The sequence below is a fragment of the Brenneria izadpanahii genome (assembly GCF_017569925.1).
GTDB classification, from domain to species: Bacteria; Pseudomonadota; Gammaproteobacteria; order Enterobacterales; family Enterobacteriaceae; genus Brenneria; species Brenneria izadpanahii.
This window is the reverse complement of record NZ_CP050854.1, coordinates 1013706-1027514: the sequence shown is the minus strand read 5'-3', so window position 1 is coordinate 1027514 and position 13809 is coordinate 1013706. Positions and strand designations below refer to the sequence as shown.

Genomic DNA, 13809 nt, shown 5'->3' with positions numbered 1-13809 from the left:
TAGGCCACTCGCCGGACGGTTCCGCCGGCAAGAGCGCGCGTTCAATCAGGAATCGAAACCGATGCCGAGAGCATCGAACGTTTTCAGCAAAATGTTGCGATGCCCGTCCCGGTCTTCACGCGCCAATGAACGGACAGCCATTTGCACGCCGGCAAAACGCAGCGGCTCCGGCGGAAAACGGAACGGCGCCCTGGACGTCATACGCAATTCGGTACGCTCCGTTTTTTCCCCGGCGAGGAGATCCAGCATGTTCAACGCGGCGAAACGGCAGGCCGAGACGCCCAGACCGGTAAAGCCCAAAGCGTAAGCAATCTTGCCCTGGGCTTCACAGCCGGTGAAAAACGTCGTACGGGCGGAGGCGTCGATGATGCCGCCCCAGGCGTGACTGAATCCGATATCCTTGATGGCGGGGAAAACTTCGCAAAACTGTTCGGCAAGACGGTTAAAGGTTTCAGGCCGCTGAGTCAGCGACTCGTCGCGGCGGCTGCCGAAATGATAGATGGCGTCGTACCCGCCCCACAGGATACGGTTATCGGCGGTTTTGCGGAAATAGTGGAACTTATTGCCGCTATCGGAGATGCCGTGGCGTCCGACCCAGCCAATCGCCTCCAACTGCTGCCGGCTCAGCGGATTGGTGACGATCGCATAGTCATAGACGGGGATGACGGTCGACTCCAGGTGGCGCAGCAGCGGCTTGGAGATATTCGTCGCCAGCACCACCTGTTTGGCGATGGCCTCGCCGGACTGCGTTTGTAGCAGGACATGCCGTTTATGCGGCGTCAATGTGGTTACCGGGCTGTTTTCAAACAGGGCGATATCTTGCGACAGACAAACCCGGCGTAGTTCGCTTACCATTTTAGCCGGATTGACCAGCGCGTAATTCGGCTCGAAAATCCCGGCGCGATAAAAGGGGGTGTTTATTTTTTCGGCCAGTTTGTCGCCTTCCAGATATTCGCACGCCAGGCCGAAGCGCCGGTACTCCTCCTGCATCGAACGCAACCCCTCTATTTGCCAGGGATGGCGGGCAAGATTCAACTGCCCCGTGCGTTCGAATTCAATCTGCATGCCCCAATCATCCAGATCCGCCGCCAGTTCATCCAGGTTGTTTATCCCCATGGCAATGATCTTTTCCGCTTCCTGCGGCCAGCGGCTGGCCGCGATGGAAACGCCATGAGAAATACTTGGGGAGCAAAAGCCGCCGTTGCGGCCGCTCGCTTCGGAACCGCAGCGTTTGGCCTCGATAACGGCGATCTTTTTTTCGGGCCAGCGCCGGCGGGCCAGCAGCGCGGTCCACAGGCCGGTATAACCGCCGCCGACGATGGCGAGATCGCAGAAAATGCTGTCCCGCAGCTCAGGGGCCGGCGCTTCCTCAGCGAGCGTTTCCAGCCAGAAAGGATAAGGTTTTACGTTGACAAACGCGTCCTGATTCAAATGCAGCGTCATAAAAGACTCCTAAAAAACAACTGGTCTCAACTACTCATGCTTTGAGCCTAAACACAGCACGAGATGAAACAAAGACCGTCATTTTCCGTGCGGGTCCGCAAGAAAAAGCGCAATGGCAAAAAGCCGCGCTATTAGCGAGGATGTGACGCATGGATATTCAGGGAGCCATCAGGAAAAGCTATCGGATTGGCCGTCACCCCCGTTGATTACTCGCCGCGCGGCGTTCAGGGAGACGGACGGGGAAACCCGCCGTAACGACGGGCTTTCATTGAAGAAACGGCGCGCGGTTCCGCCATAGATCCCCGTTTACGGAATGACGAAAAAAGGAAATGGAACCTTCGCCGGCGGCGCGCGTATTGCGGTTAACTCTGTTTTTCCCTGGTTTTTACCTGCTGCCAGGCGGCCTCCATTTGTTCCAGCGTGGCCTGCTCCATGGTACGGCCGGATTGGCTAACAATCTGTTCTACCTGCCGAAAACGGCGGCAGAATTTGCGATTGGCCTCTTGCAATACCCGTTCGGCCTTATGCCCCAGGTGGCGCGAAAGATTGACGGTGGCGAATAATAGATCGCCGATCTCTTCGCCCAGTTTTTCTTCATCGACGACGGCCTGTTTGGCTTCATACATGACCTCGTCGATTTCCTCGTAAACTTTATCGACGACCGGGCCCAGACTATTCCAATCAAAGCCGACGGAGGCGCAGCGCTGCTGAATCTTCTGCGCTTTCATCAGCGCCGGCAGCGCATCGGGAATATCATCCACCAGCGAACGGCGATCCTTTGCCGACCGCTCCTGCGACTTGGTCTGTTCCCAGCTTGCCAGCGCGGCTTCGCTGTCTGCCGGCGTCTCCGCATCCGCGAAGATATGCGGATGACGGCGTTCCAGCTTGTCGCTGATGGCGTTGCAGACATCGGAGAAATCGAATAGTCCCTGTTCCTGCGCCATCTGCGCGTAAAACACCACCTGGAACAATAGATCGCCCAATTCGTCGCGCAGATCGTCAAAATCCTTACGGCTGATGGCGTCCAGCACTTCGTAAGTCTCTTCCAACGTATAAGGGGTAATGGTGTCAAACGTCTGCTTACGATCCCACGGACAGCCGTTTTCCGGATCGCGCAGAGTTTTCATAACGGCGAGCAAGCGCTCAATAGCGGGTGAAATCATTGGTATCTCAATTTAAAAATAGGGTAAATAATATGCTGCCGGATAGCGACATACGGATAGTAATTAAACAAAAAACGCTTCATATTGCAGGCCGGTGAATAATGTCGTGCGTGATAAATATCCGTATTTCTCTGACGCATTGCGCCACGCCCGACAAAGGGATGCTCAAACGCCGCATCCCTTTGAACCCGGGCTTTTGGCTGAAATCACGCCATTGAAAAACCCCCAAAGGCAGCCCCAAAATCCACTCATCCCCCCTGGCGGCGCGCGTCGATCACATCCGGCAGTTGGTTAAGTTTGGCCAACACGCGCCCCAGCACCTGCAGGTTATAGATCTCGATCTCCATATCAATGGTGGCCAGTTGCTGCTTGGTATCGCTACGGCTGGAAACCCCCAGCACATTAACTTTTTCATTCGCCAGGATGGTGGTGATATCGCGCAGCAGGCCGCTGCGATCGTTGGCCGTTACCCTGACGACCAAAGAGTAGCCGCTGGAATAACTTTCCCCCCACACGGCATCCACAATCCGCTCAGGCGCATGGCTGCGCAGCTCTTCCAACTGCTCGCAGTCGGAGCGGTGAATGGAGATCCCCCGCCCGCGGGTGATGAACCCGGTGATATCATCGCCGGGGATCGGCTGACAGCAGCGCGCAATGTGATGCATCAGATTGCCGACCCCTTCGACGACGACGCGCCCGTGGTCTTTGTTACGCGCGGCCGGCGGCGGGGATTTCTGCGTCAGCTGACGCAGCGCTTCCCGATCCTGCTCTTCGGCGCTGGGCTGCTTAAGCTGCGACTGCAGGAAATTCACCATCTGGTTAAGACGAATATCTCCGCCGCCAATCGCCGCCAACAGCTCATCCAGCGAATTCACGTTATAACGCGGCAGCAGCAGTTTTTCCGCCGTTTTCAGGTTGATCCCCAGATGTTCCAACTCATCATCCAGAATCTGACGGCCCGCCAGAATGTTCTTGTCTCTATCCTGCTTGCGGAACCAGTTATGGATTTTGGAGCGCCCGCGGCTGGTGGTGATATAGCCCAGGTTAGGATTCAGCCAGTCGCGGCTTGGATTCGGCTGTTTCTGAGTGATCACTTCTATCTGATCGCCCATCTGCAACTGGTAGGTGAACGGAACAATCCGCCCGCCGATTTTCGCCCCAATGCAGCGGTGACCGATATCGCTGTGAATGTGATAGGCGAAATCCAACGGCGTCGAGCCGGCCGGCAGATCGACCACGTCGCCTTTCGGCGTAAACACGTAAACCCGATCGTCAAACACCTGGCTGCGTACTTCATCCAGCACTTCGTCTGAATCCGCCATCTCTTCCTGCCAGGCGATCAGCTTACGCAGCCAGGCGATCCGGCCTTCGTAACCCGCGCGGCCGCCGACCACCGTGCCTTCTTTGTATTTCCAGTGCGCCGCCACGCCCAGTTCCGCGTCTTCGTGCATCTGCCGGGTGCGGATCTGGATCTCAAGCGTTTTGCCTTTCGGCCCCAGCACGACCGTATGGATAGACTGGTAGCCGTTCGGTTTAGGATTGGCGACGTAGTCATCAAACTCGTCGGGCAAATGACGATAGTGCGTATGCACGATACCTAGCGCGGCATAGCAATCCTGCAACCGCTCCACCACGATACGTACCGCCCGCACGTCAAACAGTTCGTCAAATGACAGCGATTTTTTCTGCATCTTGCGCCAGATGCTGTAAATGTGTTTAGGCCGCCCGTAGACTTCCGCCTGCACGCCCTCTTCCTTCATGGCGGCGCGCAGCGTTTTCACGAAATCATCGATATACTGTTCGCGATCGATACGGCGCTCGTGCAGCAGCGTCGCAATGCGTTTGTACTCTTCAGGATGCAGATAGCGGAAACAGAAGTCTTCCAGCTCCCATTTGAGCTGCCCGATCCCCAGCCGGTTGGCTAACGGCGCATAGATATTGGTACACTCTTTCGCCGCCAAAACCCGCTCTTCTTCCGGGGCGTCTTTCACTTCCCGCAGATGAGCGATTCGCTCCGCCAGTTTGATCACCACGCAGCGGAAATCCTCCACCATCGCCAGCAGCATACGACGGATATTATCCACCTGCTCAGAGGCGACGGAGTCATTCTGGGTGGCTTTTAGCTGGCGAATGGCGTCCATATCGCGCACGCCGTGCACCAAATCCACAATGTTTTTGCCGAATTTTTCGCCCAGCGTGGTTTCATCCACGACGTCGGCGTAGGCGAGCGGGAACAGCAGCGCGGCGCGCATACTGTCATTGTCCATACTCAACGTGGACAGGATCTCCACCATCTCGATACCCCGCCACAGCAGCAGCATGGCATCGGGATGATCCTGGGTTTGTTGTTCACAGTAACGCAAGGTTTCGGCTAAACGTTCACACGATTGCTGACTGGTTATTCCAAGCGAAGCAATCCACGCGTCAGGTACGAATTCGCCAGCCGTATTCAAATGCGCACTTCTTACCGCAACCATAATTTCTCCCTACTTATACCCGTCATCTTTCAAGCCTCAGGCGTGTTGTCTGCCCTCCTGAAGTTACTGGGTATCCGCCTCACCGGAATCGCGCAAAAACAGGGCCATCGATTCAAGGTGCCCGGTATGTGGAAACATATCCAGCATAGTAACATTCGATAATCGATAACCGGCATCGAGCAATATCTTGCTGTCGCGCGCCAGCGTGGTCGGGTTACAGGAAACATAAACCACCCGCCGGGGAGACAATCTGACAATCTGCGCCATCACGCCTGCAGCGCCAGCTCGCGCCGGATCAAGTAATATTTTATCAAAACCTTGAGCGGCCCATGGCTGCCGAGTAACGTCATCCTCAAGATTTTGGTGAAAAAATGTGACATTGGACAGGGCGTTGCGCCGGGCGTTCTCGCGCCCCTTTTCCACTAACGCAACCACGCCCTCAACGCCAACGACGCTGGCCGCCCGCTGGGCCAACGGCAGCGTGAAGTTGCCCATCCCGCAGAACAGATCCAGTATCCGGTCCTGAGGCTGAACATCCAGCCAGCTCAACGCCTGGTCGATCATCTGCTGGTTGACCGCATCGTTGACCTGAATGAAATCCCGCGGACTGAACGCCAGCGTTAACCCCGCGACGTGGTACACCGGGGATTCGCCGTGCAGGCAGGTCAGGGATTGCGCATCCGGCGCCAGATAAACCGATACCGCATGCCGCTGCGCAAAGTCACGCAGCGTCCGGCTATCCGGCTGACTCAACGGATCCAGATGGCGCAACACCAGCAACGGGCCGTTATCCGCCTGCACCAGTTCAACATGCCCTAATCGCTTTACCGCCTGTAACCGGCTCAGACAATCGCGCAGCGGCGTCAATAGCGTTTCCAGTTCCGGCCGCAATATCGGGCAAGCCCGGATATCGACCAAATCGTGCGATCCCGCCTGACGGTATCCCATCAACAGGCGTTGCTGTTTCGCCTGATAGTATAACGCAAGCCGCGCCCGCCGCCGGTATGCGTACGCCGGTCCGGCAATGGGGGCCGCAATCTGTGAGGTCACGCCCGTTTCCCGTTCTATCAGCCGAATCAGCGACGACGACTTGCTACGCTGCTGTAACGCAATATCGGCATGCTGCTGCTGGCATCCGCCGCAAACGTTAAAGTGCGGACACTGCGGCTCAACGCGTTGCGGACTGCGCGTCAGCAGGCGTTTAAGCCTGGCATGCGCGAACTGGCGCTTTTCGTCCGTCAATTGCACTTCCGCCTGTTCACCCGGTAACACGCCGGCGACAAAAACGGTTTTACCCTGATGGCGCGCGACGCCCTGACCAAAGGGATCAAGGGTGTCTACCGCGACGATTATTATTTGCCGGGTCGTCACACGCCGGTTTGGAGAGTAGAATTGCGCCATAATTTATAATCGGTTTATAAAAACTCTAATTTTCAAGCTGAATACTGATACCCAATAGACTTCAAGATGCCGGGTAATTCGTTAATTAATTCTCCCACATTGGAGCCCCATGACCAAATACAGTCTGCGTGCACGCATGTTAATACTGATTTTAGCGCCGACGTTACTGATCGGGCTGTTACTCAGTATCTTTTTCGGCATCAACCGATATAACCAATTACAGGCGCAATTGGCCGACACGGGCACCAGCATCATTGAGCCTTTGGCGGTGGCCAGCGCTTATGCCATTGCCAAAAATCAGTGGGACACTCTTCAGCCGCTGATCAATACCCTTCACCGCCGGCACTCCGATATCATCCGGGCCATCAGCATTTTCGACGGCCAAGATCGGCTGATCGTCACGACTAACATTCATCATGAAGCCGTATCTGAGCATCTAACCCAGCAAACGCCCAATAACGGCGAGCCGAATCTCCACCATTCGGGCAACTTACTGATCCTGCATATGCCCATCATGGCCGACAGCGAGTTTACCCGCGACATCAAACCAGCCTTGCCCGACGCCATGGAGCCGATCGGCTATCTTGCCGTTGAGCTGGATATCAATTCCATCAAGCTGCTGCAATATCAGGAAATTTGTATCGCCGGCCTGCTACTGCTGTTATGTATGGGCGTAGCGGCGCTGTTTGCCTATCGCCTGATGCGCGACGTCACCGCGCCGATCCGCAATATGGTCGAAACGGTCGACCGGATCCGGCGCGGACAGTTGGACAGCCGGGTCGAAGGCCATATGCTCGGTGAGCTGGATATGCTGAAAAACGGCATCAATTCCATGGCCATGTCATTAACCGCTTATCATGAAGAGATGCAGCAAAACATCGATCAGGCTACTTACGATCTGCGGGAAACGCTTGAACAGATGGAGATCCAGAATGTCGAGCTGGATCTGGCCAAAAAGCGGGCGCAGGAAGCGGCGCGAATCAAGTCCGAGTTTTTGGCGAATATGTCGCACGAATTAAGAACGCCGCTTAACGGCGTTATCGGCTTTACCCGCCAGATGCTGAAAACATCGCTGAACCCGACACAGACCGACTACCTGCTGACCATCGAACGCTCCGCCAATAACCTGCTGAATATCATTAATGATGTGCTGGATTTCTCCAAGCTGGAAGCGGGCAAACTGGTATTGGAGAACATTCCCTTTTCATTGCATAACACGCTGGATGAAGTGGTCATGCTGCTGGCCCACACCGCCCATGAAAAAGGGCTGGAGCTTACCCTCGCCATCCAGAATGATGTGCCGGAACAGTTCATCGGCGATCCGATGAGGATCCAGCAAATCATCACCAACCTGCTGGGTAACGCCATTAAATTTACCGAACAGGGCAACATTGATATCCGGGTGGAAAAACGCCGGCAGGAGCGCCATCACGTTCATCTGGAAATTCAAATCCGCGATACCGGCATCGGCATCGCCGAACGGCAGCAGTCGCAACTTTTTCAGGCATTCCGCCAGGCGGACACCAGTATTTCGCGGCGGCACGGGGGAACCGGGCTTGGTCTGGTGATCACGCAACGGCTGATCAAAGAGATGGGCGGCGATATCAGTTTCCACAGCCAGTTAAATAAAGGCTCTACGTTCTGGTTCCATATCAGCCTGCCGTTAAACCCCCAGGCCACCCCCAAACATAATATGTATCCGATGCTGCGCGGCAAAAGCCTGGCGTACATCGAATCCAACCCGGCGGCGGCGCAGGCCACGCTGGATATTCTGAAACAAACGCCATTGACGGTAAGCCACAGCGCTACGCTGGAGCAACTCCCCGACGCGCCTTTTGATATCCTGCTGCTGGGCATTCCCGTGCATTACCGCAACACGCTGCTCGATTACACCCCCAAGCTGCGCGACGTCTGCCGCCGGGCGCCCTGCGTGATCCTGGCGCTGCCCAGCCTGGCGCAAATGGATGCGGAACAGTTGAAATTGTTTGGCGTTCACGCCTGCCTGAGCAAACCGATCTCGGCGCCCCGCTTATTGCCGCTGCTGCAAGACAACTCGCTTTTCCAACTGCCTCTTCTGCCTGAGGTCATCAAGACGCCGCAGCCGCCGTCGCATCCCGCCGAACCGCTGCCGCTGAGCGTGATGGCGGTGGATGATAACCCGGCCAATCTGAAATTGATCGGCGCGCTGCTGGAAGAACAGGTAGAGAAGGTCATTTTGTGCGAAAACGGCGCAGAGGCCATTCATCAAGCCAGAGAACAGGATGTGAACGTTATTCTTATGGATATCCAGATGCCGGGCATGGACGGCATCCGCACCAGCGAGTTGATTCGTCAACTCCCCAATCACGCGGAAACGCCGATTATTGCCGTCACCGCCCACACCATCAGCGATGAACGCGATCATCTGTTGCAGGCCGGTATGGATGACTATCTGGCGAAACCGATTGATGAACAGATGCTGAAAAAAGTGTTGGCCCGCTATTCCCACGGAAAAGAGACGATTCCCGCCCCCGCGGATGAGCGCCTGGACAAGCAGCTCTCTCTGGACTGGACGCTGGCGCAGCGGCAGGCGGCCAATAAGCCGGAACTGGCGCGCGAGCTATTGCAGATGCTGCTCGACTTCCTGCCGGAGGTACGCCGGCAGGTAGAAGATATGATGAACGATCGGCCGAGCGATACCATCGTCGATCTGATCCACAAGCTACACGGCAGTTGCAGCTACAGCGGAGTTCCGCGTCTGAAGCAGATCTGCTGCTATCTGGAGCAGCAGCTTCGCAAAGGGATCGATGCCAGCGAGCTGGAGCCGGAGTGGCTGGAACTGCTGGATGAAATCAACAATGTCAGCGACGCGGCCCGGCGGCACTTGAATATAACCGCCCTGCGCTGAGCGTCGGCGGACGGCGCCTGCGTTCATCCAAGGGCATCCGCCTAGGATAACTCCTGCGACAGCTTAATGGCGGCGGCGATATTACGCGCCGTCATACGCACATTGTCCGCGGCGTTATCCAGCGCCTCTTCCAGCGTACAGATGTTGTACAGCACGCTGAATACCGCATCCAAACCATGCTCATGCACCACCCCGACATCCGCGGTCAAACTGCCCGCGATGCCGATAACCGGTTTATTGTAGCGCTTTGCCACTCTGGCGACGCCAATCGGTACCTTGCCGTGAATCGTCTGGCTATCAATGCGGCCCTCGCCGGTAATCACCAGCGACGCATCCCGCACGATCTCATCCAGCCCCAAGGCTTCCGTGACGATCTCAATTCCCTGCCGCAAATCAGCGCCGCAGAACGCCAGTAATCCGGCGCCCATTCCCCCTGCCGCGCCCGCGCCGGGAACCTGCTCTACATCGGTATCCAAATCACGGCGGATGACCGAAGCATAATGCCTGAGCGCATTATCCAATTGCTCAATCATCTGTTTGGTCGCCCCTTTCTGCGGGCCAAAAATCGCCGACGCCCCTTGCTTACCGGTCAGCGGATTGGTGACGTCGCACGCCACCTCAAAACGACAGCTTTTTATGCGCGCATCCAGCTCGCTGATATCAATGCTGGCCAGCTTATCAAGTTCGCCGCCGCCAAAACCGATCTGTCCGCCGGAGGCGTCGAGCAGCTTCGCGCCCAATGCCTGCGCCATCCCCACGCCGCCGTCATTGGTGGCGCTGCCGCCAATGCCGATGATGCAATGCTCCACGCCGTAATCCAGCGCGCAGCGGATCAACTCGCCCGTGCCATAGCTGGTGGTTAGCAGCGGATTACGCTGCTGGGCCGGCACTTGTTCCAGACCGCTGGCGGCGGCCATTTCAATGAAGGCCGTTTTTTCATCGCCCGACAGCCCAAAAAAGGCTTCAATCTTATCGCCTAACGGACCGGTGACCTTAACATTAACGATCTTTCCATTTGTGGCCGCCACCATAGCCTCAACGGTCCCTTCGCCACCGTCTGCAACCGGCAATTTGACATAGCAGGCATCGGGAAATATTTCACGAAACCCGTTCTCAATTTGCGTAGCGACATCTTGCGCAGACATACTTTCTTTATAAGAATCCGGTGCGATAACTATTTTCATAAACGATCCGATTTCATAAACGATCCGATTTCATCAATAATCCGAACTGCTGAACCGGCGTTTATCAGAATGATTACCCCGACGACCAGAGCGGCGTACAGCCATGTATGCCGCTCCGACAACCATCACGTAATGCCTACCGCGTTATTTCAACTTTAGCTAATTTTTCGTAGTAGCGAGCCAATGCGCTGTGATCGGCCGTTCCCAGATCGTCGGCTTTCAGCGCCTGCATCATCTCCATCACCGCGGCGGTCAACGGCAGCTGCGCGCCTACGCCATGCGAGGTATCCAGCGCGTTGGCCAGATCCTTGATGTGCAAATCGATGCGGAAACCCGGTTTAAAATTGCGATCCAGCACCATAGGCGCTTTGGCGTCCAGCACCGTGCTGCCCGCCAGTCCGCCACGGATCGCCTGATAAACCAGTTCGGGATTTACGCCGGCTTTGGTCGCCAGCGCCAGGGCTTCCGACATCGCCGCGATGTTCAGCGCCACGATCACCTGGTTCGCCAGTTTGGTGACGTTGCCCGCGCCGATATCGCCGGTATGCACCACCGAACCGGCCATTGCCTTCATGATGTCAAAGCAGCTATCGAATAGCGCCTTATCGCCGCCGACCATCACGGATAGCGTACCGTCAATCGCTTTCGGTTCGCCGCCGCTGACCGGCGCGTCCAGCATCCCGATATTTTTTTCCGCCAGCGCCGCGGCAATTTCACGGCTGGCCAGCGGAGCGATCGAACTCATGTCAATCACGGCGCTACCAGCCCGTGCGCCGTCAATCACCCCGTCCTCTCCCAGCACGACCTCTTTTACGTGCGGAGAGTTAGGCAACATGGTGATGATGATGTCGCACTGCTCCGCCACCAGTTTCGGCGATGCCGCAGACGTAGCGCCGGCGGCGACCACCTCCGCGACGGCCTCGGTATTACGGTCCATCACCACTAATGAGTAACCCGCCTTGAGCAGATTTTTACTCATCGGTTTCCCCATAATGCCCAGTCCAATAAAACCAATTTTCATCGTTGTCACCTCATGTCTGATGTAGTTGTCACCGTGCGGAAATCACTGTTTAAACTTGTCGCGCAGCGCCTGCGTGGCGCCGCGGAATACGCCCAAATCGCTGCCGACCGCCACAAAGGTCGCGCCCCACTCCAGATACCGGCGGGCATCGGCTTCGGCCGGCGCTAAAATACCGGCCGGCTTGCCGTGCGCGGCGGCGCGTTCAAAGATATGGCGGATCACTTTCTGCACTTCGGGATGGTTCGGCTGCCCCAGATAGCCCAGCGCGGCGGAGAGATCGCCCGGACCGACAAAAATGCCATCGACGCCGTCAACGGCGGCGATGGCATCCAGATTGTCGACTCCTTGCTGGCTTTCGATCTGAACCAGGACGGTAATGTTGTCGTTAATGGTGGCGAAATAGTCGGGTTCCGTCCCATAGGCATTGCTGCGATGCGCGACGGAAACCCCGCGGATCCCGGCCGGCGGGTAGCGCGTCGACGCGACGGCTCGGCTCGCTTCATCCTCGCTTTCCACGAAAGGAATCAGAAAGTTATTAAAGCCGATATCCAATAACCGCTTGATAATCACCGGCTCATTACACGGCGGGCGGACAACCGGCGCGCTGACACTGCTTTTCAGCGCCATAAGCTGCGGAATAAAGGTACTGATGTCGTTCGGCGCGTGCTCGCCGTCCAGAACCAGCCAGTCAAACCCCGCCAGCCCCAGCACTTCGGTGGAAATGGGATTGCCCAGCGCGCACCAGCAGCCAATCAGGTTTTTTCCCTGGCATAAATTCCGGCGAAAATGGTTAGGCAGTATCGCGTTACTCATAATAACCTTCTATTTAATTAAAGTTCGTTAATTAGCATTCCCGGTAATGAATGAATAAAGATCATCATCACCCATCATTAATTTTTCTTTAACTCCATTCGTTTAATTTCCCCCACCACCAGCAGATAACAGAACATCGCCATTAGCGCGGAGATACCGACAAAAATCAGCGCGCTATTGAATGAATGAAGTTCTTTAACCAAATAGCCGATAACCAGCGGGGTTACAATTGACGCTACGTTGCCAAAAACATTAAATACGCCGCCGCACAAGCCAATAATTTCTTTAGGCGCGGTATCGGAAATAACCGGCCAACCTAATGCCCCGAAGCCTTTGCCAAAGAAGGCCAACGCCATCAGAAACACAACCAAAACATTACTTTCCGTGTAATTACAGAGAATAATGCTTGAGGCAAGCAGCATACCCAGCACGATAGGAATTTTACGGGCGGCGGTTAATGTGAAGCCGCGCTTAAGCAATATATCCGATACTACGCCGCCCAGCACGCCGCCGGCGAAACCGCATAGCGCCGGAATGGCGGCAATCAATCCGACTTTCAGGATAGACATGCCCTTTTCCTGAACCAGATAAATAGGGAACCAGGTAAGAAAGAACCAGGTAATACTATTAATAAAATATTGCCCCATAAATACGCCCAACATCATACGATTAGTAAGAAGTTGTTTTACATAATTCCATTTAGGGCCATCTTTCTTGCCGCCTTCTTTTTTATGATCCATATCGACGACAGCACCGCCTTTAGAAATATATTCCAATTCCTGCGGACTGACATCGGGATGGTCGGTAGGATTATGAATAAACTTCACCCATACCACGGTTAGAATAAAACCTAATCCCCCCATTACTAAAAAGACATGTTCCCAGCCCCATTGATAGGTCAACCAGCCGAGGAGCGGAGAAAAAATCGCCAGCGAGAAGTATTGAGCCGAGTTAAAAATAGCGGATGCCGTGCCACGCTCTTTCGTCGGGAACCAGGCCGCGGTAATACGGGCATTGGCCGGGAAAGACGGCGCTTCAGAGAAACCTAGCATAAAGCGCAGAACAAACAGGGTCATCGGCGCCCACACTAAAGGAACCCAATCCACAAACCCTTGCAGGAAGGTGAACAGCGACCAGAAAAAGATACTGTAGGCGTAAACCTTTTTTGAACCGAAGCGGTCAAGCAACCATCCGCCCGGTATTTGCATTACCAAATACGACCAGCCAAACGCGGAAAAAATATACCCCATATGTACCGCATCCAACTGCAACTGTTTTGCAACTTCCGTACCTGCTATTGATAACGTTGCGCGATCGGCATAATTTATCGCGGTAACAGTAAATATAATTAATAATATGATGTAGCGCACATAGGTTTTTTTATGTGCAACAACCGCATCGGAATTCATAAAAATCCCCT

General features: G+C 55.3%; 9 protein-coding genes. 1 reads left to right on the top strand and 8 read right to left on the bottom strand.

Annotated elements, in window-relative coordinates; all coding sequences use genetic code 11:
- Positions 1–45: 45 nt before the first annotated feature.
- The 4 genes from HC231_RS04505 to rlmD all read right to left on the bottom strand — a co-directional run bounded on the left by HC231_RS04505 (position 46) and on the right by rlmD (position 6484).
- The gene (locus HC231_RS04505) at positions 46–1443 is read right to left on the bottom strand and encodes an NAD(P)/FAD-dependent oxidoreductase (protein ID WP_208229914.1); all 1398 of its coding nucleotides are present in this window, start codon (positions 1441–1443) and stop codon (positions 46–48) included.
- A 362-nt stretch (positions 1444–1805) separates the two neighbouring features.
- Positions 1806–2606 (bottom strand): nucleoside triphosphate pyrophosphohydrolase, encoded by an 801-nt coding sequence (gene mazG, locus HC231_RS04500; protein ID WP_208229913.1) that lies wholly within the window; start codon positions 2604–2606, stop codon positions 1806–1808.
- A 248-nt stretch (positions 2607–2854) separates the two neighbouring features.
- Positions 2855–5083 carry a GTP diphosphokinase gene (gene relA, locus HC231_RS04495; protein ID WP_208229912.1) on the bottom strand — a complete coding sequence of 743 codons (2229 nt, stop codon included), beginning with the start codon at positions 5081–5083 and terminating at the stop codon, positions 2855–2857.
- A 63-nt stretch (positions 5084–5146) separates the two neighbouring features.
- Positions 5147–6484, bottom strand: coding sequence for a 23S rRNA (uracil(1939)-C(5))-methyltransferase RlmD (gene rlmD / locus HC231_RS04490; protein WP_208229911.1), 1338 nt, complete (start codon positions 6482–6484; stop codon positions 5147–5149).
- Between the two features lie 109 nt (positions 6485–6593).
- Here rlmD and barA point away from each other — a divergent pair, with 109 nt between their 5' ends.
- Positions 6594–9371 carry a two-component sensor histidine kinase BarA gene (barA, locus tag HC231_RS04485; RefSeq protein ID WP_208229910.1) on the top strand — a complete coding sequence of 926 codons (2778 nt, stop codon included), beginning with the start codon at positions 6594–6596 and terminating at the stop codon, positions 9369–9371.
- 41 nt (positions 9372–9412) lie between these two features.
- Here the strand turns inward: barA and HC231_RS04480 are convergent, their stop codons facing one another.
- The 4 genes from HC231_RS04480 to HC231_RS04465 all read right to left on the bottom strand — a co-directional run bounded on the left by HC231_RS04480 (position 9413) and on the right by HC231_RS04465 (position 13798).
- Entirely contained in the window at positions 9413–10555 is a 1143-nt protein-coding gene (locus HC231_RS04480; protein WP_208229909.1) for a glycerate kinase, read from the bottom strand.
- Positions 10556–10691: 136 nt separating this feature from the next.
- Positions 10692–11597: a 2-hydroxy-3-oxopropionate reductase gene (garR, locus tag HC231_RS04475; protein ID WP_281397414.1), complete on the bottom strand. Its 906-nt coding sequence runs from the start codon at positions 11595–11597 to the stop codon at positions 10692–10694.
- Between the two features lie 21 nt (positions 11598–11618).
- Positions 11619–12389: a 2-dehydro-3-deoxyglucarate aldolase gene (gene garL / locus HC231_RS04470; RefSeq protein ID WP_208229907.1), complete on the bottom strand. Its 771-nt coding sequence runs from the start codon at positions 12387–12389 to the stop codon at positions 11619–11621.
- 77 nt (positions 12390–12466) lie between these two features.
- On the bottom strand, positions 12467–13798 hold the full coding sequence (locus HC231_RS04465; protein WP_208229906.1) for an MFS transporter: 1332 nt from the start codon (positions 13796–13798) through the stop codon (positions 12467–12469).
- Positions 13799–13809: the final 11 nt, after the last annotated feature.

Excerpts from the sequence above, each read along its gene's own strand:
- HC231_RS04505 (WP_208229914.1), bottom strand. The coding sequence starts at position 1,443 with ATGACGCTGCATTTGAATCAGGACGCGTTTGTCAACGTAAAACCTTAT.
- mazG (WP_208229913.1), bottom strand. The coding sequence starts at position 2,606 with ATGATTTCACCCGCTATTGAGCGCTTGCTCGCCGTTATGAAAACTCTG.
- relA (WP_208229912.1), bottom strand. The coding sequence starts at position 5,083 with ATGGTTGCGGTAAGAAGTGCGCATTTGAATACGGCTGGCGAATTCGTA.
- rlmD (WP_208229911.1), bottom strand. The coding sequence starts at position 6,484 with ATGGCGCAATTCTACTCTCCAAACCGGCGTGTGACGACCCGGCAAATA.
- barA (WP_208229910.1), top strand. The coding sequence starts at position 6,594 with ATGACCAAATACAGTCTGCGTGCACGCATGTTAATACTGATTTTAGCG.
- HC231_RS04480 (WP_208229909.1), bottom strand. The coding sequence starts at position 10,555 with ATGAAAATAGTTATCGCACCGGATTCTTATAAAGAAAGTATGTCTGCG.
- garL (WP_208229907.1), bottom strand. The coding sequence starts at position 12,389 with ATGAGTAACGCGATACTGCCTAACCATTTTCGCCGGAATTTATGCCAG.
- HC231_RS04465 (WP_208229906.1), bottom strand. The coding sequence starts at position 13,798 with ATGAATTCCGATGCGGTTGTTGCACATAAAAAAACCTATGTGCGCTAC.